35 protein-coding genes are annotated in these 20,134 nt (G+C 65.1%); 25 read left to right on the top strand and 10 right to left on the bottom strand.

Annotated elements, in window-relative coordinates; all coding sequences use genetic code 11:
- The first annotated feature begins 19 nt into the window (after positions 1-19).
- Both DQP56_RS24340 and DQP56_RS00320 read left to right on the top strand, forming a co-directional pair.
- Positions 20-352 (top strand): hypothetical protein, encoded by a 333-nt coding sequence (locus DQP56_RS24340; protein ID WP_133055999.1) that lies wholly within the window; start codon positions 20-22, stop codon positions 350-352.
- Positions 325-579, top strand: a complete 255-nt coding sequence (locus tag DQP56_RS00320; RefSeq protein ID WP_085266337.1) for a hypothetical protein — start codon at positions 325-327, stop codon at positions 577-579. The genes DQP56_RS24340 and DQP56_RS00320 overlap by 28 nt, the downstream gene beginning before the upstream one ends.
- Before the next feature lie 25 nt (positions 580-604).
- Here DQP56_RS00320 and DQP56_RS00315 read toward each other — a convergent pair whose 3' ends face one another.
- The gene (locus DQP56_RS00315; protein ID WP_133258861.1) at positions 605-931 is read right to left on the bottom strand and encodes a hypothetical protein; all 327 of its coding nucleotides are present in this window, start codon (positions 929-931) and stop codon (positions 605-607) included.
- A gap of 200 nt (positions 932-1,131) precedes the next feature.
- Here DQP56_RS00315 and DQP56_RS00310 point away from each other — a divergent pair, with 200 nt between their 5' ends.
- Together DQP56_RS00310 and DQP56_RS00305 are read left to right on the top strand one after the other, a co-directional pair.
- The gene (locus DQP56_RS00310) at positions 1,132-1,857 is read left to right on the top strand and encodes a hypothetical protein (RefSeq protein WP_112683153.1); all 726 of its coding nucleotides are present in this window, start codon (positions 1,132-1,134) and stop codon (positions 1,855-1,857) included.
- A 173-nt stretch (positions 1,858-2,030) separates the two neighbouring features.
- Complete coding sequence (locus DQP56_RS00305; protein ID WP_085266340.1) at positions 2,031-2,330, top strand: hypothetical protein; 300 nt, start codon at positions 2,031-2,033, stop codon at positions 2,328-2,330.
- Positions 2,331-2,346: 16 nt separating this feature from the next.
- Here the strand turns inward: DQP56_RS00305 and DQP56_RS00300 are convergent, their stop codons facing one another.
- Positions 2,347-2,769: a hypothetical protein gene (locus tag DQP56_RS00300; protein WP_133056000.1), complete on the bottom strand. Its 423-nt coding sequence runs from the start codon at positions 2,767-2,769 to the stop codon at positions 2,347-2,349.
- 408 nt (positions 2,770-3,177) lie between these two features.
- On the opposite strand from DQP56_RS00300, the gene DQP56_RS00295 reads away from it, so the two are divergent.
- The 12 genes from DQP56_RS00295 (at position 3,178) to DQP56_RS00245 (ending at position 9,036) form a co-directional block, all read left to right on the top strand.
- On the top strand, positions 3,178-4,896 hold the full coding sequence (locus DQP56_RS00295; RefSeq protein ID WP_112683152.1) for a DEAD/DEAH box helicase: 1,719 nt from the start codon (positions 3,178-3,180) through the stop codon (positions 4,894-4,896).
- A 196-nt stretch (positions 4,897-5,092) separates the two neighbouring features.
- The gene (locus DQP56_RS00290) at positions 5,093-5,350 is read left to right on the top strand and encodes a hypothetical protein (protein ID WP_085266344.1); all 258 of its coding nucleotides are present in this window, start codon (positions 5,093-5,095) and stop codon (positions 5,348-5,350) included.
- A 49-nt stretch (positions 5,351-5,399) separates the two neighbouring features.
- The gene (locus tag DQP56_RS00285; RefSeq protein WP_085266345.1) at positions 5,400-5,729 is read left to right on the top strand and encodes a hypothetical protein; all 330 of its coding nucleotides are present in this window, start codon (positions 5,400-5,402) and stop codon (positions 5,727-5,729) included.
- A 48-nt stretch (positions 5,730-5,777) separates the two neighbouring features.
- Positions 5,778-5,975: a hypothetical protein gene (locus DQP56_RS24335; protein ID WP_133056002.1), complete on the top strand. Its 198-nt coding sequence runs from the start codon at positions 5,778-5,780 to the stop codon at positions 5,973-5,975.
- Between the two features lie 336 nt (positions 5,976-6,311).
- The gene (locus tag DQP56_RS00275; RefSeq protein ID WP_085266347.1) at positions 6,312-6,614 is read left to right on the top strand and encodes a hypothetical protein; all 303 of its coding nucleotides are present in this window, start codon (positions 6,312-6,314) and stop codon (positions 6,612-6,614) included.
- 42 nt (positions 6,615-6,656) lie between these two features.
- On the top strand, positions 6,657-6,890 hold the full coding sequence (locus DQP56_RS00270; RefSeq protein ID WP_085266348.1) for a hypothetical protein: 234 nt from the start codon (positions 6,657-6,659) through the stop codon (positions 6,888-6,890).
- The gene (locus DQP56_RS00265) at positions 6,887-7,108 is read left to right on the top strand and encodes a hypothetical protein (protein WP_085266349.1); all 222 of its coding nucleotides are present in this window, start codon (positions 6,887-6,889) and stop codon (positions 7,106-7,108) included. Before DQP56_RS00270 ends, DQP56_RS00265 begins: the two co-directional genes overlap by 4 nt.
- A complete protein-coding gene (locus tag DQP56_RS00260) occupies positions 7,101-7,400 on the top strand; it encodes a hypothetical protein (protein WP_085266350.1) in 300 nt (99 codons plus the stop codon). Before DQP56_RS00265 ends, DQP56_RS00260 begins: the two co-directional genes overlap by 8 nt.
- Complete coding sequence (locus DQP56_RS00255) at positions 7,397-7,837, top strand: NUDIX hydrolase (RefSeq protein WP_085266351.1); 441 nt, start codon at positions 7,397-7,399, stop codon at positions 7,835-7,837. The genes DQP56_RS00260 and DQP56_RS00255 overlap by 4 nt, the downstream gene beginning before the upstream one ends.
- A gap of 25 nt (positions 7,838-7,862) precedes the next feature.
- Positions 7,863-8,036: a hypothetical protein gene (locus DQP56_RS24530; protein WP_165759269.1), complete on the top strand. Its 174-nt coding sequence runs from the start codon at positions 7,863-7,865 to the stop codon at positions 8,034-8,036.
- Positions 8,037-8,208: 172 nt separating this feature from the next.
- Positions 8,209-8,565 (top strand): hypothetical protein, encoded by a 357-nt coding sequence (locus tag DQP56_RS00250; protein WP_085266352.1) that lies wholly within the window; start codon positions 8,209-8,211, stop codon positions 8,563-8,565.
- A gap of 222 nt (positions 8,566-8,787) precedes the next feature.
- Positions 8,788-9,036 (top strand): hypothetical protein, encoded by a 249-nt coding sequence (locus tag DQP56_RS00245; RefSeq protein WP_085266353.1) that lies wholly within the window; start codon positions 8,788-8,790, stop codon positions 9,034-9,036.
- A gap of 41 nt (positions 9,037-9,077) precedes the next feature.
- Here the strand turns inward: DQP56_RS00245 and DQP56_RS00240 are convergent, their stop codons facing one another.
- The 5 genes from DQP56_RS00240 to DQP56_RS00220 are packed head-to-tail and all read right to left on the bottom strand — an operon-like array spanning position 9,078 to position 10,325.
- Positions 9,078-9,311 carry a hypothetical protein gene (locus DQP56_RS00240; RefSeq protein WP_085266354.1) on the bottom strand — a complete coding sequence of 78 codons (234 nt, stop codon included), beginning with the start codon at positions 9,309-9,311 and terminating at the stop codon, positions 9,078-9,080.
- A complete protein-coding gene (locus DQP56_RS00235) occupies positions 9,308-9,523 on the bottom strand; it encodes a hypothetical protein (protein WP_133056003.1) in 216 nt (71 codons plus the stop codon). Before DQP56_RS00235 ends, DQP56_RS00240 begins: the two co-directional genes overlap by 4 nt.
- Before the next feature lie 33 nt (positions 9,524-9,556).
- Complete coding sequence (locus DQP56_RS00230) at positions 9,557-9,790, bottom strand: hypothetical protein (protein ID WP_133258859.1); 234 nt, start codon at positions 9,788-9,790, stop codon at positions 9,557-9,559.
- A gap of 55 nt (positions 9,791-9,845) precedes the next feature.
- Positions 9,846-10,073 carry a hypothetical protein gene (locus DQP56_RS00225; RefSeq protein WP_085266357.1) on the bottom strand — a complete coding sequence of 76 codons (228 nt, stop codon included), beginning with the start codon at positions 10,071-10,073 and terminating at the stop codon, positions 9,846-9,848.
- 33 nt (positions 10,074-10,106) lie between these two features.
- Positions 10,107-10,325 carry a hypothetical protein gene (locus tag DQP56_RS00220; RefSeq protein ID WP_133056004.1) on the bottom strand — a complete coding sequence of 73 codons (219 nt, stop codon included), beginning with the start codon at positions 10,323-10,325 and terminating at the stop codon, positions 10,107-10,109.
- A gap of 537 nt (positions 10,326-10,862) precedes the next feature.
- On the opposite strand from DQP56_RS00220, the gene DQP56_RS00215 reads away from it, so the two are divergent.
- The 5 genes from DQP56_RS00215 (at position 10,863) to DQP56_RS00195 (ending at position 13,540) form a co-directional block, all read left to right on the top strand.
- Positions 10,863-11,771 carry an alpha/beta fold hydrolase gene (locus DQP56_RS00215; RefSeq protein ID WP_085266359.1) on the top strand — a complete coding sequence of 303 codons (909 nt, stop codon included), beginning with the start codon at positions 10,863-10,865 and terminating at the stop codon, positions 11,769-11,771.
- Positions 11,772-11,867: 96 nt separating this feature from the next.
- The gene (locus DQP56_RS00210) at positions 11,868-12,203 is read left to right on the top strand and encodes a hypothetical protein (protein ID WP_085266360.1); all 336 of its coding nucleotides are present in this window, start codon (positions 11,868-11,870) and stop codon (positions 12,201-12,203) included.
- Between the two features lie 10 nt (positions 12,204-12,213).
- Positions 12,214-12,822 carry a hypothetical protein gene (locus DQP56_RS00205; protein ID WP_085266361.1) on the top strand — a complete coding sequence of 203 codons (609 nt, stop codon included), beginning with the start codon at positions 12,214-12,216 and terminating at the stop codon, positions 12,820-12,822.
- Positions 12,823-12,932: 110 nt separating this feature from the next.
- Positions 12,933-13,145 (top strand): hypothetical protein, encoded by a 213-nt coding sequence (locus tag DQP56_RS00200; protein ID WP_085266362.1) that lies wholly within the window; start codon positions 12,933-12,935, stop codon positions 13,143-13,145.
- The gene (locus tag DQP56_RS00195) at positions 13,142-13,540 is read left to right on the top strand and encodes a hypothetical protein (RefSeq protein ID WP_085266363.1); all 399 of its coding nucleotides are present in this window, start codon (positions 13,142-13,144) and stop codon (positions 13,538-13,540) included. Before DQP56_RS00200 ends, DQP56_RS00195 begins: the two co-directional genes overlap by 4 nt.
- 42 nt (positions 13,541-13,582) lie before the next feature.
- Here the strand turns inward: DQP56_RS00195 and DQP56_RS00190 are convergent, their stop codons facing one another.
- From DQP56_RS00190 to DQP56_RS00180, 3 genes are read right to left on the bottom strand one after another with little or no spacing between them, the layout of a single operon-like run.
- The gene (locus tag DQP56_RS00190; protein ID WP_165824843.1) at positions 13,583-14,536 is read right to left on the bottom strand and encodes a Gfo/Idh/MocA family protein; all 954 of its coding nucleotides are present in this window, start codon (positions 14,534-14,536) and stop codon (positions 13,583-13,585) included.
- Positions 14,537-14,553: 17 nt separating this feature from the next.
- Positions 14,554-15,645 carry a Gfo/Idh/MocA family protein gene (locus DQP56_RS00185; RefSeq protein WP_234812350.1) on the bottom strand — a complete coding sequence of 364 codons (1,092 nt, stop codon included), beginning with the start codon at positions 15,643-15,645 and terminating at the stop codon, positions 14,554-14,556.
- Positions 15,646-15,660: 15 nt separating this feature from the next.
- The gene (locus tag DQP56_RS00180; protein ID WP_133056005.1) at positions 15,661-17,112 is read right to left on the bottom strand and encodes a hypothetical protein; all 1,452 of its coding nucleotides are present in this window, start codon (positions 17,110-17,112) and stop codon (positions 15,661-15,663) included.
- Between the two features lie 122 nt (positions 17,113-17,234).
- Here DQP56_RS00180 and DQP56_RS00175 point away from each other — a divergent pair, with 122 nt between their 5' ends.
- From DQP56_RS00175 to DQP56_RS00160, 4 genes are all read left to right on the top strand, one after another.
- Positions 17,235-17,609 carry a hypothetical protein gene (locus DQP56_RS00175; RefSeq protein ID WP_085266366.1) on the top strand — a complete coding sequence of 125 codons (375 nt, stop codon included), beginning with the start codon at positions 17,235-17,237 and terminating at the stop codon, positions 17,607-17,609.
- A gap of 237 nt (positions 17,610-17,846) precedes the next feature.
- Positions 17,847-18,992 carry a hypothetical protein gene (locus DQP56_RS24330; protein WP_133056006.1) on the top strand — a complete coding sequence of 382 codons (1,146 nt, stop codon included), beginning with the start codon at positions 17,847-17,849 and terminating at the stop codon, positions 18,990-18,992.
- A 414-nt stretch (positions 18,993-19,406) separates the two neighbouring features.
- A complete protein-coding gene (locus DQP56_RS00165; RefSeq protein ID WP_133056007.1) occupies positions 19,407-19,667 on the top strand; it encodes a hypothetical protein in 261 nt (86 codons plus the stop codon).
- Positions 19,668-19,874: 207 nt separating this feature from the next.
- On the top strand, positions 19,875-20,099 hold the full coding sequence (locus DQP56_RS00160) for a hypothetical protein (RefSeq protein WP_133258857.1): 225 nt from the start codon (positions 19,875-19,877) through the stop codon (positions 20,097-20,099).
- Positions 20,100-20,134: the final 35 nt, after the last annotated feature.

The following is a 20,134-nucleotide window of genomic DNA, read 5'->3' as shown; positions in this document are numbered from 1 at the left end:
AGAACAACCCGGGGGAAACGTGAGCAGCATCGCCACCTACCAGTGCATTGCTCAGGGCTGCACGGGGGCGGTCGAACAGCAGGGCGACGTGTGCACTGACTGCCGCGCGGTGTTCGACGGCTACATGGTCTACAACCCCGAGGGGCAAAGGCCGACCTCCGCTGAGGTCGCCGCCGCCGATGCGCGACTGCGGCACGCGTACGAACAACAGGCCGCCACGGAACTTGGTGTTGCACAACAGGATGCAAAACCGCGTCGCCGCAATCAAACGTGCTGGCTATGCACAGAACGCCGCACCTGCACACAGGAGGAAATGGGATGGGAATGCGACTTGTGTCGACCGGTTCAGTAGCACCGATCGAAGATGAGACGGTCGAGATCTTCTCCAGGCCGGTCGGCGGTGTGTACTGGCGACTCCAGGCCTCAGTCGACGTCACGGTGTCCAACCTCACCGAGTGGCTGACAAAATGGTTGCAGGACAACGACATCGTCGACGGTGAATGGATCGCGGGGAACAAGTGGGGTGGCAACGACAGTGCCATTGTCACTGCACACCCCACTACGACCCATGCCGCCTAAGTCCCTCTAAGACGGCCCCGGAGCGTCAAGGGGCGGCGACCGCGTCCCAGCAGTGGATGCGACCATTCCAGCGCCGCAGGTTCGTCGCTTCGGGATGGGTGGACATGTTGACCTCGGTATCGGCGAACACGCACAGTTCGACAAGTTCGCGACGCAGGTGGACGCGGGTCTCAGCCTCCACCCTCGCCGCCGGGTGCAACGCGGCCTCACCGCGGCGGATATGAACCGTCACCGCAACATGGCCATCCCAGAGGTGGACCGCCTGCACGTCATAACCATCACTGGTCGACGTGCCCGGCTCGATGCACTCGGCCGGCACCGCGTAGAACAGCTCACCACCCACACCCGCCACCCAGTGCTCCTATCACCTGCGAACTACGCCACCCAGTACACAGCATCGCCGCTGCCACGCTCGGCGCGAAGCACCGCCACACCCGAGCCTGGACTCGTCACCGCAGCCTCGTCACAGTGCTTGGCCGCCGGTACAGTCAGATCAGGTCACAACGGCAACAGCGGGCCAGGGCACAACGGAACTGCGAGGAGGGGGGCGCGATGGCCGATCCGCGAATCCGGCTGACTCCAGCAGAAGCGGCCGCGCAAATGACAACGATCGGCGGCAAGCTCGAAAGCACCGCCGGCCAGGTCTCCAGCACCGCCGGGTCCGGCATCGACTCCCGCATCGCTGCCGCGGTGAGCCAGCAGGTCCAGACCAGCCGTGAGCTGGTCACCGCCGCGTCCAAGACTTCTGACAAGAGTAAATCGGCCGCAGAGGCACTCGGCGAGCAAGACAGGGCCAACCGCGGCAAGGTTGAGGCCGTCAAGTCCGACCTAGATGGGATGAAAGGCCGAAACGGGCCGTCGGGCCCTCGCCTTCCCCAGGACGGCGGCGGTGCATCGGGCCTGTCGTGGAAGCCCGGCGACAAACGCCGCCGGCCCTACCTGGTCGAACCCGGAGCACTTGGCCCGCCGGTGAACCCGCATGACCCGCTGATCGAGGTCGGTCCCCGATCAGGCATCTTCGTCCCCGAGAACGAGCTGCCCGGCGTCAAGGTCTACAGCCCCGGCGCCCTAGGCCCCCCGGTCTACCCGGACGATCCCTACATGGAACTCATCCCGGGCTCTGGGGTATGGGCACCTCAGAGCGACTTCCCCGGCGCTCAGTTCCTCAGCCCAGGTGCACTCGGGCCCAGTACCCAAACCGGTACCGGCGCCCCCGCCTACACCGAATGGCTGCCCGGCTCAGGGATCTGGCTCCCCAGCCAACAACTGCGCCCCTAACCTGGCCTACATCAACCACATCGCCCGGCGCACAAAGTCTGCCCCGCCTGGTGTCGCTGCACCCCTGGCCACCAACGCGGCGCATACGGTCACTAGAACCGGGCCAAACCAACCTGCTCACACGCACGCGGCCCGGCTGACCGGAACATGTTCCAGCACAGGGGGAATCAGCAATGGATGAATTCTGGGCGAACGTCGACGCCTGCCTGGACGCAGTCGAAATGGCCTCAACTGTCGACGAAGTCATGTCGATCCTGAACCACCACTTCCTGCCGTCTAGCGGCGAAGCATTCTTCGGAGGCTCCGGCGGCGACCGCCAACTCATCCACGCGCTGCGTGAGGCCGGGTGGCGAATTGTTTGGGCCGAAGCCGACTACTACTTCGTTGCCAGCGACAAGAACGGTGACCTGTTGACCTACGCCGAAGGCGACGTCGAGCGCGGCGACAGCCGCCCAGCAGAACTCCGCGACTGAGCACCGTTTAGCTGCGCTATTCCCCGACCTGACGCAACCGCTCGTCAGCTTCGATAGCGTACGCGTCGCCCAGCCACTCAGTATTCGGCAGGTCAGTACCGATCTCCTCCGGATCAATTCTCACCGCGCCGGCGTCGGTATTGCCGGTGTAGGGCACCATCGGTCGATCCACCCAATGCCGGCCGACCACGCCAACGGCGTGAACGGTGACCGGGAGGAACCGCTTCTGCTGCGCGAGCCGGGCGGTGTGCCTACCCAAGCAATCGTCGCAGATATTGAGGACCAACTCCTCGCCGTCGAAGCTGTCCCAGAACGTCGAACCGTAGTGGCCGTACGTCCGAAACTCGGTGCCCTCCTGGGGCTGGTTCTCCGACTCTACGAAGGTGTTCAACAACGTTTTGCCGCATGCAAAGCAGGGCAACATGGCTTCTCTACTCATGGTCTTCCCCTTTCATGTCAGACAAGCTGGCTTGATCGCTCCGGTGTCAAAGCCATGCCGAAAATGGCTGGCGACAAGGGGGGTGAAACAACAGGCCTGGATTGCATCCGGGCAACCAACCCCTCCCCACGGAACACCGCAGTTAGTCGGCCCGTGCCCGTGTTGCAGCCGCGAACCCCACAGACGGCGCGCCACGATGAAACGAGCAGCTGGGTGAAGTGACGGCCAACCGGGGGAGTCGGCCAGGCGTCCCAGCGGAGGTCAGGGGGAGCAGGTGCAGTTCGAGGCCAGTCGTGAGGACGCCGGCACGTACCGCAGTGCAGCGAGGAAACATGCTGCCCAATCCGGACCGGGTCGCCTCGGCCGCGAACTGGTGGCGGCACGTCGGGCCATCGGGGCGGCGGCGCGGTGACCGCGGCAGTCTCGGCGCTCCCGGACCGCACGCAGGATGTCGGCGCCGGCCCGCCGTTGCGGGGATGGCAACGCCGGGCCCTGGTCAAGTACCTGGCGGCCAAGCCCCGGGACTTTCTCGCGGTGGCAACCCCAGGCTCAGGAAAGACCACCTTCGCGCTGCGGATCGCCGCCGAGCTGTTGGTCGAGGGCACAGTCGATCACGTCACTGTCGTGGTACCCACGGAGCACCTCAAGATCCAGTGGGCCCATGCGGCCGCCAGCTTGGGTATCGCCTTGGACCCGAGGTTCAGTAACTCGGCCGGCCACACTGCCCCGGACTACAACGGCGTTGTCGTTACCTACGCCCAGGTCGCCAGTCACCCCAGCCTGCACCGAATTCGCACCGAGAATCGCAGCACCCTGGTGATCTTCGACGAGATCCACCACGGGGGCGACGCCAAGTCCTGGGGGGATGCGATCCGAGAGGCGTTCGATGACGCCACCCGCCGACTCGCGTTGACCGGCACGCCATTTCGTAGCGATGACAGCACCATCCCGTACGTCACATATGCCCCCGATAACCACGGCATGATGCGCTCCCGCGCAGACCATGCCTACGGCTACGCCGAGGCCTTGGCTGACGGTGTGGTGCGGCCTGTGGTCTTCCTGGCCTACTCAGGTGAGTCCCGCTGGCGTGACAGCGCCGGCGCCGAACACGTCGCCAGGCTCGGCGAAACACAGAGCACCGAACAGATCGCGCGTGCCTGGCGCACCGCGCTCAACCCCGCCGGTGAATGGATTCCCGCGGTGATCACCGCCGCCGACACCCGGCTGCGGCGACTGCGCGAACACATCCCCGACGCCGGCGGCATGATCATCGCGTCAGACCAAGCCGCCGCCCGCGCCTACGCCGACCTGCTGACCACGATCACCGGCGAAGCCCCTACGGTAGTGCTCTCCGACGATCCAGGGTCATCGGATCGGATCGCCGAATTCGCGCGGGGCACCAGCCGCTGGCTGGTAGCGGTGCGCATGGTCTCCGAAGGCGTCGACGTGCCGCGGCTGTCGGTAGGTGTCTACGCCACAAGCGCCTCCACACCACTGTTCTTCGCTCAGGCCATTGGCCGGTTCGTTCGCTCGCGGCGCCCTGGGGAGACCGCCAGCATCTTCCTTCCGTCGGTGCCGAGCCTGCTGAAGCTGGCCAGCGAAATCGAGCAGCAACGGGATCACGTTCTGGGAAAGCCACACCGTGACAACGAACTCCCAGACGCACAGCCGGCCCGCCGCGGCGAGCCGGCGGATCCCGACGACGGCTTCGAAGCGCTCGGCGCCGACGCAGAGCTCGACCAGGTCATCTTCGACGGAGCCTCGTTCGGCACCACGGCCGCGGCCGGCAGCGACGAGGAGGCCGACTACCTCGGCATCCCCGGCCTGCTCGACGCCGGCCAGATCCGGGAACTGCTGACTCGACACCGACACCAACAACCCGCAGAGCCGCCAGCCGTAGGCCAAGCGCCGGCCCGGGCCCTGGTGCACGACCAACTGCGTCAGTTGCGCCAGGACCTCAACGTCCTGGTGTCAGTAGCCCACCACCGAACAGGTTTGCCTCACGGCGCAATCCACAACGAGCTGCGCAGACTGCGCGGCGGCCCACCGGTCGCGGCCGCCAGCGTCGACCAGCTCCGTGAACGCATCGAAGCGGTCAAGACCCTAGGCAGGGGCGGAAGGCGATGAACCGCCCAACCGCACTCGGCGCAGAGCGTGCCGGCTCCCTGGCCGGCTGGTGCTAGGTAACGGGGGAGAGAACACTCATGCACATCTACGAACTGGCCATGCAGATCAAGGCCGAAACCGAAGACGAAGCGCGCGCGATCGCCGTTGAGAGGATCCAGCGCAACGACGGATTCGACCTCGACCGGGTGGGCGAGTGATGGCCGGCACCTATGACCTTGATTTGTCCTGCAGCGGCGATGGTTGGGCAGGCACGTTCGCTGCCCTGATCGTGGCCACCGCCGATGATTTCCTCGCCGACGGCCCCTATGGCCCGGTCGAAATCACCCGAGACGACGGCGTCACCTTCACCGGTGAATTGGCCAGCCGATCTGGAAACGCGTTGGTACTTCAGGACCGTGCCAGCAACGCCTACCACGGGATCCACGTGGACGCCGTACTCAGGTTCCGGGCGTAGACCGCGCCACGCAATCCATCGGCACCACAACAAGGGGGGGAACACGAACATGGCAGATGTCCAGTCCACAGGGGCCCTTGCCGACGACCCGATCGGCGGACTGCTCACCGTCACTGACGGCATGATGCACTACCTGACCCGGTGCTGCGGTGCCAGCGCAAAAGGATCGGCCAACGGTTCGACCGGGGTGGTGTGCAGGGCGTGCTACTGCGATATCGACCCGGAGATCGGGAACGCCTGGATGGTCGACGACCCCGCATCGTGGAAGCAGTATCAGGACCGGTTGGCCGCCTACTTCGGTGACCAGGCGGCCGTGGTGGCCAACCAACTCCGTGAGCGAGCCCTCGAGCGAACCTACGGGTCCAGCCAGGCTGTCTAGGTCGAGGCAGCGGGGAGGCGAAGGAACGTGTTCACAGCGTTGGAGCGAGTGATCATCAGACCGAGGTCGGGTGCAGCACCACTGACCGGCCACTTCATGGGCTACAACCACTTCGGCGACCCGATGGTCGTGTACCACGACCATCCCCAAGGGCAGGAGTGGGGCCTGAGGCGTCGCGACGAAGTGACCGGCAACGGCGATCCCTGCGACTGCCCCGCTGCGCAGCTGGCGCGCCAACAGGCCTGAACCCCAACACCATGGCTGGGCCTGCGCGGCCCCGCGGAAACCGGCGAGAGGAACCACCCGAATGCGCTATCAGCACACCCACAATGCAGCGGCGTGCCCTGACTGCGCAGCCTGTACCCGGCGGTGGGGTCCCGGCCACCGCTGCGACAAGGTCCACGACCTGCGTGAAGGAGATGTCGTCACCGTCGGTAACAGCATCAAGCCGTGGCTGGTCAGATTCGCCGGGGACGTAGTAGTCACCGCCATCGATCCCGTCGGCCGGTATCACAGCTTCGGCCGCGGCTGCCCGCGTCCACTGTCAGAGCTCACGCCCGTCGGGCACCAGGAATCCGCGTGATGACCGGAGCCACCGATGGCCCCACCATGAAACATGCGCTGGTGACCATCAGCCACGATCGCACCGACAGCTGCGACGGCGTCTACGACTCCTACGACGACGCACTGGCCGCGGTCAACAGCATCTGCGCCACCTACGGGTGGCGCTACAACCTAGCCGCGGGCGTCATGCTCGGCGACCCGTTCGCTGAACCCCGAAACACCCCTGACCCGGCTCTGGACTGCCAGCAGGCCCCCGGCGAACAGTGGGCGGATATCGACGTCGCCATGTACTTCCGCATCACACCAGAAACAGCCGGCTGACCAGCCAGCTGACCTATAGGCAATGGACAGAAGGAGAGTCAGATGACCGAGGCCGAGGCCGAAGAGCTCGGCCGCCAGGCCCGCCGCGACGAGCGAGGCAATGTGCCCGTGGCGGATCCCCTCATCTACGCCGAGGTCGAAAACTCCCAAGTCGGCGAGAAGACCCACCTCATGCACGCCTTCAATCGCGGCTGGCATGCCGAGAATGCGGCAGCGGCCGACGAACCGGTGCGCCGCGTCGACGTCCACCCAGGCAGCACGGAGGACCTGAGATGAGCGCCAGCGAGGAGCAGGACCTGACGACCTGGAGTGTCGTGGGGCACTGGGAGTGCGGCGAGATCGTCGTCGAGTACGTGGTGGAAGGCGACCACCAAGACCCGCGCATCGATACCGGCTACTGGGATGAAGGCCTCTTCGCCGCATCCGGCCAAGGCCACACCGTGGAAGAGGCGATTGCCGCAGTGCGCGCAGAATATGAGGTAGCCCATGGCTGAGCAGACCGAGCTGGCGGCCGCGTGCGAACTCCTGCGGTCCGTCGTCAGCCGGTGGTATCGCCAAGGCTACGCCGGGGAATGCCTCGACGCTGCCGCAGCAGCCCTCGATGGGCTGGACGCACTCGAGGCCGCAGGCGGTGAAAGCACCGGTGACCCAACGGTATTGAAAGATCTGAGGGACCGGCTACAGGCGGCCGTCGACCGCCACCGCGAGTTGGGCCACGGCGGCAGCCTCACAGCCGCCGGCGCGCAGCTCGTCATGGCCATCGACAATCTGCGCCTGGGCCAATGAACCCCACAGCATTGCCAAAGCACTCGGTGAGCGTCGCCGGAATCGTCATCGACCCCGCCGGCCGGGTCCTGACGATTCAGCGCGCCGACAACGGGCATTGGGAGCCGCCAGGAGGCGTCCTGGAACTCAACGAGACCTTGGAGGAAGGCGTCCGCCGCGAGGTCTTCGAGGAAACCGGCGTCACCGTCGACGTGGAACGCCTCACGGGCGTCTATCAGAATCTCGCTAAAGGAGTCGTCGCCCTGGTCTACCGCTGCCGGGCGGTAGAGGGTACGGCGCATCCGACCGCTGAAGCTCGTGCTGTCCGCTGGATGGACCGCGAACAAGTAGCCGACGCCATGACAGAAGTCTTCTCCGTCCGCGTATTCGACGCCTTCGACGAGCGGGCCCACTCACGCACCCACGACGGAATCCGACTCTGCTACAGCGGGCACTGAGGACCAACAGGGGAGGAGCGGTGCGATGGGCACGGTGTGCGGGTGGAACGGCTGCCGCGAGCCGAAGGCCGACGCCGAGGACCGGTGTGAGGAGCACGAGTTCTCGCAGTGCGGCACTGAGGGATGCGACGGGGACGCTGACAGCGGCGACAGCTACGACGGTTACTGCGGGAACTGCGCCGACCGGCGCTACGGATGATCCTGACCGCCGCAGCATTCAGGGGCACGAGTCCCCGGAGAATCCGGCGTCGAGGAAGTCGGGGTCCGGACGCGTCACTACCTGATGAAGATGGGCCTGCTCGCTAACGTCGATTCATAGGGGGAATGACCGGCGGGACCGCATCAGCGGCCCGCCAAAAATGGGGGGAACTATGGCAATTGACGTCCGCGTGCTGTTGAACCAATCGGAGGAGAATTTCCGCGGGTACCGGCACGGCGCCACACTGAGCGAGGTTGCCGCCTTCGAGCTACCCGAGGAACTCGTCAGTCAGATCGCCGACGGAGTTCCGGTGCAGGCACTCGAATCCGTGTTTCGTGAACTCAATATCGACACCCCCACCGCGGAGTGGGCGCTGCGGTACCGCCTTAACCGCAACCGAAGCCTCAGTGTGGGCGACGTCGTCATCGTCGGCGAGCTCGCCTACGCGGTGGAGAGCTGCGGCTGGGCGCCGGTAGCGCTTGTCGCCGAACAGATCACCAACCGTGCATCCGAGAGCCCGGTCGGATGAGCCTCGACCCTGACGACCGGGTGTACGCAAACGCCAGCGGAACCGGGGAACCGGTTGCCTGTCAGTGGTTCGCGCGGTGCAGCAACCCGGCCAACGGATTGCGCGACGCCGGCCCGCTCGGCCAAGTGCCGATCTGCTGCCGTTGCGACAACAAGGTCACGTCGCTTCAATGACCGGCCCGCACCGCAACACCATGTTCACCGACTTTGGGAGGAGTCACCAATGAGTTCGATCCAGCAGCTCGACCCGCAACAGATCGATGCCATGCGCCGGGAGATCAACCACGGCCTGATGGTCACATTCATCAACGCTGAACTGCTCGAGCGGGCCAGTCTCGACGTCGGACGATCGGTCGTGTTCTACGACGCGGACCACGGCTTCCTCTACGCCGTCGCTGAGCTACCCGACACCGGTATGCTGCAGCGTCTTTACGACAACACCTCGATCCGATTCTGGTCGTACGGCTGCTGAACCCGCCTGGTAGCGCGCGGCGGGCCCGCGGCGGCTTGCTGCTACACGGCGGGGTGCGTCTGAACGAGGTAGGACAGCGTTACCCACAGTGCGCCCAGGCCCAGCGCGTAGAACAGCACTGCCCGCAGGGCACGTCGCGCGGCCTGCAGCGGGCGTAGGACGCGGCGGCGCAGGGCCCGCACCGACGACAGAGTCACATGGCCAGTTGCGCCAGCGGAAGCTGTCGCCGCGAGGTAGTCGGCGTGGGCGTGGGCAAGGTCCAGTAGTGCGTTCATCGGGGCTCCTGTGCCGGATCGTCGTAGGTGACCAGAGCCTGGTCGCCGGTATTGAGGCTCACCCACGAAACGACGTCACTGTCTGCGACGTCGGCAGGAATGCAGTAGAGGTAGCGCACGTAACCCAGTGCGGCGGCCTCGGTTTGGTGCGCGGTACAGCTCAGGCCGTGTCGAGCGCTGTAGCGCGCAACCATCCAGACAAGATCATTCACTGTGCCGGTGCTCCTTGTGCTTCGCTGGAGCGTTCACAGTTTGGCCAGCGCGTCTAGGTAGTCGGTCAGGTCGAAGCGCAGTGCCCAGTAGGTCCAGTCCTGTTCTGTTCCGGGCTCGACCGAAGGTGGCTCGATCGAAATCAGGCGGGCATATTCGCGCTCTGCCCGCGTGACGAACCCGTGCTGCAGAGCCAGCGCAATGCGCTCCGGATCCGTTGTGCACTGCGCGGTGGTGCCCAGCAAGACGCGACCACCGCCACTGGACACCTCGTCGATCCTGGTGCCTCCCGAACCCGGCTCGCATCGCAGCCATATCACGCATTCACTCATCGTCGAACCCGTTGCAGTAGTCGGCTTCCCCGCTGCAGAGGTCCTCAAGAGAGATGGAATCGCCGCAGTGGCACCGCCCGCCGCCGCCACGCGTGCGAACGTAGCGGTGCGTGCAGGTGAGCGGGTCAGGCTCTGGAGCGGCCGCAAGGGCGGCCCGGTATTCGTCACGCTCGGCCTCGTGAATCGGGTTGGGCTCCCGATCGTCCCAGCGGTAGCTCATAGACACATCCCCCTGGTCACCGTCGCGGTAGCACTAGTCGCGGCCGAAGTTGGCGACGTCGACGTCGGTAGCAGGGCATACGAGCAGATTCGACTCACGGCACTCCAGATAGGCCTGGACTGCAGCTTCCTGGGTGTCGGCTTCGATAATGGAAACCTGATCCATCGCCAGGTCGTCGATGCGCCAATTGGCCATACCGTCTTGCCCCCCGATTCGCATGCCGCACGCTGCGGCTTTGCCATCGAAATCCACGCTAACGTGCCCTGAGGGCGCCGCTCTGGCCGCGACACGTCGATGCCCCCGGTTTGACCCGCCAGGGACCCCTGCGGCGCGCCGCTAGCATCCCAGCGAACACGGTGCGCGGCGATAAACTCGGTACGGCGCCGGGGCCGATACCCCCCCCTTCTTCGTGATCTCGGCGCAGCGCGTGTGGCGAGCACACGCGACCCGGCTCGGCTCGATCGCAGACCCCCCTCTGCGGTGCCGCCGAGCCGGGCTCTATTAGGCCCAGCGTCGAGCTGCGCTCCGGCCGCGTGGATCGGCAGCGAAAATCCGCCGGGCGGCGTGGCGATGCCCAGACTGGCTCCTATGCCGGTGCCATCATCGGAAATGAGGGGGGCACAGTGGGCATGAGAGCAGTCTGGCGGGGCGAGCACCGAGCCGGCGTTTCGGCGGCGCCCGTGTCAATTCGCGAGACTGCGAGCAGGTTTCAGATCGCCGCTGACAGTGCGCCTTCCTTTCCAAACGAAGGCCACGGCGAGGCCGCATAGCGCGATCTCAGGGGGGACCATGAGGGGGCAGCGAACGCAGCGCATCAGCGCGGCAGATGGAACCGAGCTGGCCGTCGAAGAAATCGGTCCGCCCGACGCGGCCCTGACCGTGATCTTCAGCCACGGCTTCTGTCTGAGCAAGGCCGCCTGGGCTCCCCAGCGCCACCACCTGCCCGAGCATGTCGGAGACGATGTGCGGATGGTGTTCTACGACCACCGCGGTCACGGCGCCTCGGCCCCGGCGCCAGCTGAGACGTACACGATCAACCAGCTCGGCGATGACCTGGACACGGTGATCTCACAAACCGCACCGCAAGGGCGGGTCGTGCTGGCCGGACATTCGATGGGAGGCATGGCGATTCTGGCGTTCGCCGCACGGCACGCCGAAACGCTGCGACGAGTGGCCGGGGTGGCGCTGGTATCGACCGCCGCCGACGAACTAGGCAGTCACGGGATCGGGCGCGCTCTGCACACTCCGGCAGTGCCCTTGCTGCAGCTGGCTGCTCAGCGGTTTCCCCGCCGAACCACTCAGGCCTGGGCGATGGCCCGCACCAGTCTGGCGCCATTGCTGGGCATTCCGGCGATGAAATCGCCCGCGATGGCGGCTAACTCGCAGTGTTGTCGCATGATTGGGCAAACGGCGATCTCGACCATCGCCGCGCTGCTGATGGAGTTCCGGGCCTACGACCAGAAGCAAGGCGTATCTGCGCTGACGCACCTGCCTGCGCTCGTTGCCTGCGGTGAGCAGGATCCGATCACCCCATTGGCCCACTCCGCGGCGCTAGCCAAGGTGCTTCCCTATTCGGAATTCGTGCGCGTCCCAGGCGCTGGGCACATGCTGGAACTCGAGCGGCCACGTTTGATCAGCACCGCCATCGGCAAACTCGTTGCCCGCGCTCGCGCCTACGACCTTGCCTGCGTCGGCTGACGCGCGAACCCTGCCCTGCGAGCAGCGCGGTGAAAGTCCGGCCGGTCGCGTGTCGTGCCGCAGTTCCGTCAGGGCAGTCTCGCCAGACTGACAGACATGACGACTTCGCTCTACGCTTGGATCATCGACCGTGATCATCTCGAACGCTCACTGAACGAGTTCAACCACAACGAGCCCGTCGGGTGTGAAGGGGTTTACGGGCCACGGGGTGCCAACGGCGACACCAAAGCCGCCCTGGACGCCAACTACGAACACCACCACACGTTCGAGATGCGCGATGATGACGGAATCCTCTACGTGACCGGAACCCTGTACTGGAACGGTGACCCGGAATTCGAGGTCACCTACATGCCGCTGCGTGACTACGGAGCGCCGGCCATGGGGTGCGTTCGGGTCAGCTACCCGGGACATCCGGAGTGGGACTGCGGCTAGCTCGACCACGATGGCTGACATCAGATTTCCGGACGACGTCTACCTGATAGCAGGTGGATGGGTCGAGTTCGACCTCGGCCTGCTGGACTACACCTGGCTGCACCGAATCAACGCCACGGACACACCGTCTACGCCACGTGACGTTGTTCGCGCCCACCTGCAGGCGAGAGACCCGGACGGCGTGCAACGGCGGGCCGCGGCCCAAGAGATCCTCGACTCAGTGCCCGCCGGCGCGACGTTGTCCGATGGCGCTGGCGCGGTGCTGGCCGAATGCCGTGCCCTACTCAACTGGGACGCGCTGGCATCTGTGCGGGCTCGCTTCGCAGCAGACGCGCCGCACACGATTGTGTGCGGGCCCGGCTGGTATCGCGTCATTGCTGACCTTGACCAAGAGATCGCCGCCGCCGATCCCGCGGCGCAATACCTGCACATCGCGCAAGCGGATGGGAATCTGACCATCGACACCACCAGTAGCGAACTTCAGGTGCGGGCGTTGATCGCCCAGGCGCAGATCCGCGCCGCTGCGGTGTGCGAGAGATGCGGTCTGCCAGGAGAACTACGCGATCTCCGCAGCAGCGCGACGACGCTGTGTGAGCCCCATTGGGAAATGCGTGGTTGACCGATGACCCCACCGTGTCGGGAGCCCCGCCAAGCGATGCAGGCGTGTCGAGCGCGCGAATCACGCAGCCAGACTGCATCACAACACCGACAACTGAGGAGACCGTTGGCATGTATGTCGAGGATATGGATCTCGATGAGGCGATGTACATCAAGATGGCCCTGGAACGGCGGTACCAGGAAGCGTCAGCGGGCAGCTCTGAACGAGAGCAGCTGGACTGGGACATACAAGACCTCGAGGGCCGTATCGGCGATCTGAGTCGCAACCTGGAACCGCCGGCGTTCCTCGACGCGTCGGTCCCGCACCCAGGCGTGACGCCATGAGCAGCGAGCAGATCGGCTTGGATCTGTGGCCCCGCGAACACGACCTGCCGCCGCGCTGGGACGGACTGGCCGTGCAGTGGGGTGATTGGCGGCCGCCCCTGGAAGTATTCGTGTGCCCGCCGCCCCGTGCGCCGCAGTGCTGTACCCGCTGCGGTGATACCCGGCCGCCGGCCATGAACGTCGGGCGGATCTGGACTGATCCCGCGACCGCGCCGCCTGCGATCAGCCGCGCTCGACTGTTGGCAGGGCGTCAGCTGGTCGGCGTCATGACCGCCTTCCGATGCCCACACTGCGGCCACGACACCGTCCTTGGGCCCGACGGGGAACTCTGGGACCTCGATGCCACGGACTACACCGATGACGGATCATGGAACAACGCCGTCGATAAGCGGTAGCAGTGGTGGTGGTGGCGCTAGGTCTGGTGTGTCTCAGGACAACTAGCGCTGGACGGCGGTGGGGCGACCGCTGTCGAGTGATGCCAGAGCAGCGTCGATAACCGCATTGACCGCGTAACCGTCGTTAGCGGTTGCGCCGACGACGTTGGTGCCGGCGGCGATTGCAGCGAGCCAGCCGGCGTCCTGTGCCCGGTAGGCGTGAGCAAAGCGTTGCATCCATGCTTCGGCCTCCACGTCGAGGGGGGCCGGGTCGGATGGGTCAGGTTCGGTGGGGGTCAGAGCTAGGGGGCCGGTTCCGGTGACGATCTCACAGCCGATGTCGTAGGACAGGCCGGGGCCCCGGACGAGCTCGATGACTCCAACGATGCCGGTCTGGGAAGTCAAGGTGAGGACGACGAGCACGGTGTTGCCGTCGCTGCTGGTGGTACTGGCTGTCGAAACCTCGGCGATGTCATCGCCGGTCAGCCACCGGAAAATGTCGATGTCGTGAGAGGCGGAGCTGGTGATGAGTTCGCGTTCGTCGAAAGTGATGACCGACAGCGGGTTTCGGTGCCGTTGGCTGATGAGCACGGGTGAGCCACTGCCGGCGGCGTGCAGTTGAGAATGCAGGGCGAGGTAGTCGGGGTCGAAGCGGCGCATCCAGCCGACCTGCACGAGAGGGCGGCCGGCGGCATGTTCGGATTCGACAATCTGGCGCGATTCGTGGGCAGTTGTAGTGAGCGGCTTTTCGCACAGCGTGGGAAGGCCTCGCTTGATGCAGGCCTGCGTGATGGCGAAGTGAGTGTCGTCGGCGGTTGCGATCAATACTGCGTCGATGTCGGCGTTGTTGACGCAGTCGATCGGGTCGTAGAAGACCCCGGCGGCCGGCACGAGGTGAGCAGCGCGGTCTGCGAACGGGACGTGGGTATCGGCGATCGCGGTGATCGTGGCTTGCGGGAGGCCGGCGACGATCTTTAGGTGGGTATTGCCCATGCCACCGAGCCCGATCAGCGCCACCCGGATTGGATCGACCGTCATTGCGTGGCTCCTGCGATCATGGGCGCTGGGACCCGCGCCCACGTGCCATTGGCCACGGATTCGGCGATGGCGGCGTGGATGGTGGCTGCACGGACCCCATCGGCGAACTGCGGTAGACCGTCGGGCGCGGTCCCGGTCGCAATGGCGTCGTAAACGTCAGCGACGAACGCGTTGAAGCAGTCTTGGTAGCCCTGTGGGTGCCCGGCGGGCAGCAGCGAGTAGCGGGCCGCGGCGGGGTCGAGAATCGCGGCGTCACGCAGCAGCGTCGTAGTCGAGGCCAGGCCGCCGATGATCAATTCGTCGGGACGTTCACCGTCGAACTGGATCGCGATATCGCGGGCATCGAAGGAGAACGCGAGCTGGTTCTTCCTCCCAGGTGAAGACTGAGTGACCACGATACTGCCGATGGCACCGCAGTCGGTACGGAAGGCCACGACTGCGCCGTCGTCTTGGCGGATGGTGCTGCGCGGGGCGCAGGCCTCGGCGGCGACGACTTCGGTGATGCGTTGCCCGGTGACAAACTCGGCCAGATCGCACCAATGCGAGCCGATGTCGGCGAAGGTAGCCGACACCCCGGACTGGGCGGGGTCCGAACGCCACCCAGTGGGCTCGGCCTCGGCCTGGTGGTCCTGAACGTAGCCACCATGAAGCATCCACACCTGCGTCCCGGACAGGCGGTGTCGGGCCTCTCTGACCATCGGGTAGAACCGGTAGATGAACGACACTGCGGCCACCGTGCCGGCTTCGCGTGCGGCAGTTGCCAGGGCTTGAGCGTCGGCAACGTTTGTTGCTAAAGGCTTTTCGCAGATGACATGTTTGCCAGCGGCCAGTGCGGTCAGGACTTGCTCGAAGTGCAAGTTGTTGGGTGTACAGATGTGCACGACGTCGACGTCGTCGGCAACGAATATCTCTTCGGGGGTGGCTGCCCTGCCGGCGCCAAGCCGGGCGGCGGCCACGTCGCTGTTGTGCGGCGTGCTGGCGGCGATCGCTGTGAGCTGGCCGCCGGCACGGTGAACGGCGTGTGCATGTACCGATCCGACCATGCCGGCGCCGATGATCGCGCTGCGTGGAACCTGTCGTTGCCTCACGTGCCTCTTCTCGTTTCAGGGCTGGGACGGGTCGATCACCGAGACAGTGTTGTCGTCGTTGGCGGTGTACACGGTGTGGGTGACGGGATCAACGTCGACGGTGAAGGTTTCCTTGCCGATCCGGATAGCGCCGGCGACCACCAATTTGTCGGTGTCGATCACCGTCAGGCTGCTGTCGTGATTGGCGGTGTACGCCGTATGGTATCCGCGATCGACGGTCACCCCGAACGGACTGTTGCCGACATGAAGTGTTGCGGCCACACGCCGCGTCGCGAGGTCGACAACGGTAACGGCCCCCTCCGCTTCGTTGGTGACGAGCGCAGTGTGGTGAGCGGTATCGATAGCCACGCCTCGCGGATCGTTGCCGACCGGAATGGTCGCCTCAACGGCGCGTGTGAGGGTGTTGATTACCGAGACAGTGCCGTCGCTGCTGTTTGCGACATAGGCCGTGTGTGAAGCGTGATCAATGGCGATGCCGTACGGGTTTTTCCCGACTGGGATCGTTGCGGTCACGGTGTGGCTATCGAGGTTGACTACCGACACGCTGTAATCCCACATGTTGGCCACATACGCTGCGCGATCCGTCGGATCGATCGCCACGCCCCACGGGTTCGTACCGACCTTCACACTGGCGACAACGGTGTTGTGAGCAGTGTCGATGATCGATGCGGTGTCGTCACGATTGTTCGTGACGACGGCGGTGTGGCTGGCAGGATCGAGTGCCACGTCAGCTGGTCCGGAGCCCACAGGGATGGTCGCGGTCACCGCCTGTTTCCCGGCATCGATCACTGACACCGTGCCGTCTCCGTAGTTGACGGTGTAGATGGTGCGGGACGTTGGGTCGACGGCCACAGCTTCAGGGCGCTTCCCGACAGGAATGGTCGTGACGATGCGCGCCACCGTGGCTGCTGGCCGACTGCTGGGGGGTTGGCCGGTGGCACTGTCGGGATGTCGCCCGGCGATCCAGCTGGTGGTGATCACGGCGGCAATAACCACGGCCAACCCGGCCGCGGACAGCGCCACCATGTTGCGGCGGCGTGTCGGGCGCTTGGAGGGCGCCACCAGCGGGCGCTGGGAGGGCGGCACATCGGGTGGTGGCGCTGGCAGGGTGGGCGCAACGGGCGGTACGGGGATGTCGATCGACTTGCAGGCCATCCAGAGCTGCCGGAATCTGTCCGAATCGCCGCCCAGGTGCGCGACAACGGCTTCTAGGGGATCCCACTTCGGTAGCGCGGCGCAGGTGAAGATCCTGCTGACCGTGGCCCGACTCCACCCCGTTTTCTGGGCCACCGAGCGCAGGCTCGGCTCACCCGCCGCCAATCGCAGCCGGTAGAGCTCACTGCGCAAAAAGGTCAGGCGCGGGTCCAGATCATCAAGAGCGTCGTCGTCAGTCAGCCTGCCTCCCCAGTTACCGCGGGTTGCATGGTTAACGCCAGCGTGGACAGTGACTGTTAACCATTGGCTCACTATGGCACAAAATGGCTCAAACCCTGCTCAAGGGTGCTTGCGTCCATTGACGGCCCCTTGGCTGGTTGCTGACGATGGGATCACGAAATCAAGGACGATCCCACTCCAATTGGGGGCAACCAATGCTTATCGACGACCGCACCAACACGATTTCAGGCGCAGAAGATGATTCCCCGACCGTCGAAGTGACGATGGTCTGCGAGGTATCCCAGGAAACACCGGACAGCCCCCTGCAGGCCGCCCTGATCCGGGAAGAAACGCGACAGTGGCCGGACGACCCCACACCGGACGTCATCGAGACCGTGGTCTCGGAGACGCTGCTACCCCAACCCGTGCCCGACGTCTTGGCGGCCGTCGACCACTGGCTGCAGGCCGTCCACCACCTTCACGTCGTGCCAACGTCGTGGGAACCCGGCAGCACCGGCCCCGACACGGGAGTCGTCCTTCTTCTGCAAGGCCGCGCCGAACCCGCCCCAATTGCGGCCCACGCCGCATAACAGGGCAAGCATCCTCGGCTACGCCGCGGGACATTGAACTAAGGGTGCCCGGCCTGCCCTGCTTGGACCCGCCGCCAGACGGTTGCCCCCGTGGCGGTGTCGCCCAGGCCGTCGATTCGCTGAACCTGCAGGTTGCGTCTCGCTTGGCCTAGGGCCCCGGCGGTAGCCGGTTGCAGTCAACGCCTTCTTCTCGCTCGAGGTCAGATAGTTGCGCTTGCCCGCGTCGACGTGGTGACGATGTCGGATGTCGCCGCTGCAGCACGCGGCTGCCGGGCGTTTGCTGTAATCATTTTCATGATGGTCACCGGTTGGGTGGTGCGTGCAGTGCGAATCGTGGTTCTCGTGGTTGGCGCCACCGTTGCCGCCGCTGGGTGCGCAAAGGATGATCCCGGTTCGACCCGATGGTCAGCGCTTCCTCACACCATGGGTTGCCAGCCAAAGGGTAATGATCCCAGCCCCATGGGTCCCGCGGTCACGCGGGTCCAGCAGGTAACGCTGTCCCATGCGGGTGGACAACGCCTGCAGTTGGAAGTGACTTTTGCCGTAAAGGTGCCGCGCCCTCCGCGGGTGGTTCGGGGCCCCTTCGGTCCCGTAGAAGCACCCGGCAGCATCGATATTGTGTTCGAAATTATCCCAGCGCACGACGACCGGCCGATCTATGTAACGTCGCCGGCGCCGAGCGTAGGTTGGGGCTGGAAGGCCGATGTTTCAGAGTTTGACAAATCGGCTCCCAAGAACGTGTTGGTCTCATCCACGGCCGATGGACAGGTCCTCACCCTGGTCCTCGATTTGGCTGGCCAGCGCGAGATACTCGGCAGTGGACCATTCAAAGCTAACGTAGACGTACAACCAGCGGTGTTTGGGCGGCAGGACTCAGACGGCGATCTGGACAGCCTTTTCTTCCGCACGCTTGAGTGTCATTGGAACACGCCGCCTCCGGCTCCTGAGCGCCGGCAATCGCCTCCGTCACCAGAAACAGCTCAGCCCCCGCCGTGGCCGGAACCTCCTCCACCGCCCCCGCCGAACGTATCGGTTCCCGGATCAACCCCGCCGCTCCCCGTCTCCGGTGCGGACACTCAAGGATTTCTGGGGTCCCCTTCCGCGCGCTGCGATATCGCAGATCATGCGGCGATGCTCCTGCGAACTGCTTCGTCACTCGTGGTGATTTGTTACGGACCGGGCGAAAGCCTCTATTACAAGGGAGTGCGGCTGAGTGACTCAGCGGCGATCCGTGTCGACACGGTCACCTCGAACTCGAACGGCTTCACCGCGATCAACCCTGCTGATGGCACCCGATACGAAGCGACATCCGAGGGCCTGAGCATCGTGGTCGGCGGCCAGGTGGTGGCATCGGAGCCCTCCGTGGAATGGGCATTCCTATAACTGCGCAGGGGAACGAGCACGGACAATACCCGCAGAGCTGCTGCCCCTTATTGGTTCCGACGCCGGACGCGAATCCGATGAGTCGACCACGGCCTGCGGCCCGGCATCTTCACGATCCAATGGGACGAAACCTCATGCTCGGGCGCCGTGCCGCGGATGCGTTGCATCAGCGGTGCGCTGCTGTTGTGGGGTCGGCGCGGTAGCTAGCTGGGCGGGGTGCGGGCGCTGCCTTGTTTCCCCGGCACTGAAGGGCCCGGGGTTTAGTTGGCCGGCAGAGCTACCTGCAGGCGGTGATGCTGTCCTGAGTGCTCAGCTGTGGCTGCTGAACAGCTCCTGGCCGTTGTTCATTGAAACTCCGGGGCCCCTCCGCGTCGCGCAGCTGTTTCGGATGGGCTGATTCGTATGTTGGATTGCATGAGCAAAGTCAGTGGCATCACGCCGCGCTCCATGGAGCTGTTCCTCGCCTATGCCGCGGATGCCGGGAATTGGGGTGGCAGTCCACTCGTGGGTGGGAATGTCGGTGGTGCAAAGGAAGATCGGGGGAATCTCACTCAGCTCAAGCAGGCTGGGCTCATCACCACCTTCAGCGACGAACCAGGCAGCACCTGGGTCCGGTTCACGGATGTCGGGCGGGCCTTGGCTACTGAGCACGGGATAGAGATACCGGACTGGTAGCGACGGTGAGGGATGTCGCCCAGATGCGCGGCCAGGTGGTCCGCCGGCGGCGAAATGCTTCCAGAAGCAGCGTCGTGGTTGTGCGTCCCGGCCCTCGATGCGCGTTCCTGACCTGGGGGTGCGGTGCGGTTACTGCATGTGACACCACGCTCGTCGGCGGAGTCGATCCTGCGGCACGGGTTCGAGCCGCGGATAGGACTTCGGTCTGTGTACCTGGAGACCGAGCCTGCGACGTACTTCTTCACCGACGAGCAGGCGCTGAGCGATGCGTGCTGGAACTGGCTCAGCGAAGCATTCGAGCACGTCGACGAGGACCTGATCGTGCTCGTCGCGGACGTAGACGAGGAGATGGTGCACGTCGATCTTCGGATCGGGTTTGAAGCGGTCGTGTTCCGCGGTTATCAGGGGTTAAATTCTCAAATGTGGTCATAAAGGTGTGTTGAACTGCTATTTAACCTGCGCACACA

Source organism: Mycolicibacter senuensis (genome assembly GCF_003284925.1).
GTDB lineage: Bacteria > Actinomycetota > Actinomycetes > Mycobacteriales > Mycobacteriaceae > Mycobacterium > Mycobacterium algericum_A.
Note: the sequence above shows the minus strand (reverse complement) of the source record. Positions and strands in the feature narration are given on the sequence as shown.

What these genes read in the sequence shown, in the direction of transcription:
- DQP56_RS00320 (WP_085266337.1), top strand. Translation starts at nt 325, where the DNA reads ATGCGACTTGTGTCGACCGGTTCAGTAGCACCGATCGAAGATGAGACG.
- DQP56_RS00310 (WP_112683153.1), top strand. Translation starts at nt 1,132, where the DNA reads ATGGCCGATCCGCGAATCCGGCTGACTCCAGCAGAAGCGGCCGCGCAA.
- DQP56_RS00305 (WP_085266340.1), top strand. Translation starts at nt 2,031, where the DNA reads ATGGATGAATTCTGGGCGAACGTCGACGCCTGCCTGGACGCAGTCGAA.
- DQP56_RS00300 (WP_133056000.1), bottom strand. Translation starts at nt 2,769, where the DNA reads ATGAGTAGAGAAGCCATGTTGCCCTGCTTTGCATGCGGCAAAACGTTG.
- DQP56_RS00290 (WP_085266344.1), top strand. Translation starts at nt 5,093, where the DNA reads ATGGCCGGCACCTATGACCTTGATTTGTCCTGCAGCGGCGATGGTTGG.
- DQP56_RS00285 (WP_085266345.1), top strand. Translation starts at nt 5,400, where the DNA reads ATGGCAGATGTCCAGTCCACAGGGGCCCTTGCCGACGACCCGATCGGC.
- DQP56_RS00275 (WP_085266347.1), top strand. Translation starts at nt 6,312, where the DNA reads ATGACCGGAGCCACCGATGGCCCCACCATGAAACATGCGCTGGTGACC.
- DQP56_RS00270 (WP_085266348.1), top strand. Translation starts at nt 6,657, where the DNA reads ATGACCGAGGCCGAGGCCGAAGAGCTCGGCCGCCAGGCCCGCCGCGAC.
- DQP56_RS00265 (WP_085266349.1), top strand. Translation starts at nt 6,887, where the DNA reads ATGAGCGCCAGCGAGGAGCAGGACCTGACGACCTGGAGTGTCGTGGGG.
- DQP56_RS00260 (WP_085266350.1), top strand. Translation starts at nt 7,101, where the DNA reads ATGGCTGAGCAGACCGAGCTGGCGGCCGCGTGCGAACTCCTGCGGTCC.
- DQP56_RS00255 (WP_085266351.1), top strand. Translation starts at nt 7,397, where the DNA reads ATGAACCCCACAGCATTGCCAAAGCACTCGGTGAGCGTCGCCGGAATC.
- DQP56_RS24530 (WP_165759269.1), top strand. Translation starts at nt 7,863, where the DNA reads ATGGGCACGGTGTGCGGGTGGAACGGCTGCCGCGAGCCGAAGGCCGAC.
- DQP56_RS00250 (WP_085266352.1), top strand. Translation starts at nt 8,209, where the DNA reads ATGGCAATTGACGTCCGCGTGCTGTTGAACCAATCGGAGGAGAATTTC.
- DQP56_RS00245 (WP_085266353.1), top strand. Translation starts at nt 8,788, where the DNA reads ATGAGTTCGATCCAGCAGCTCGACCCGCAACAGATCGATGCCATGCGC.
- DQP56_RS00240 (WP_085266354.1), bottom strand. Translation starts at nt 9,311, where the DNA reads ATGAACGCACTACTGGACCTTGCCCACGCCCACGCCGACTACCTCGCG.
- DQP56_RS00225 (WP_085266357.1), bottom strand. Translation starts at nt 10,073, where the DNA reads ATGAGCTACCGCTGGGACGATCGGGAGCCCAACCCGATTCACGAGGCC.
- DQP56_RS00215 (WP_085266359.1), top strand. Translation starts at nt 10,863, where the DNA reads ATGAGGGGGCAGCGAACGCAGCGCATCAGCGCGGCAGATGGAACCGAG.
- DQP56_RS00210 (WP_085266360.1), top strand. Translation starts at nt 11,868, where the DNA reads ATGACGACTTCGCTCTACGCTTGGATCATCGACCGTGATCATCTCGAA.
- DQP56_RS00205 (WP_085266361.1), top strand. Translation starts at nt 12,214, where the DNA reads ATGGCTGACATCAGATTTCCGGACGACGTCTACCTGATAGCAGGTGGA.
- DQP56_RS00200 (WP_085266362.1), top strand. Translation starts at nt 12,933, where the DNA reads ATGTATGTCGAGGATATGGATCTCGATGAGGCGATGTACATCAAGATG.
- DQP56_RS00195 (WP_085266363.1), top strand. Translation starts at nt 13,142, where the DNA reads ATGAGCAGCGAGCAGATCGGCTTGGATCTGTGGCCCCGCGAACACGAC.
- DQP56_RS00175 (WP_085266366.1), top strand. Translation starts at nt 17,235, where the DNA reads ATGCTTATCGACGACCGCACCAACACGATTTCAGGCGCAGAAGATGAT.
- DQP56_RS24330 (WP_133056006.1), top strand. Translation starts at nt 17,847, where the DNA reads ATGTCGGATGTCGCCGCTGCAGCACGCGGCTGCCGGGCGTTTGCTGTA.
- DQP56_RS00165 (WP_133056007.1), top strand. Translation starts at nt 19,407, where the DNA reads ATGAGCAAAGTCAGTGGCATCACGCCGCGCTCCATGGAGCTGTTCCTC.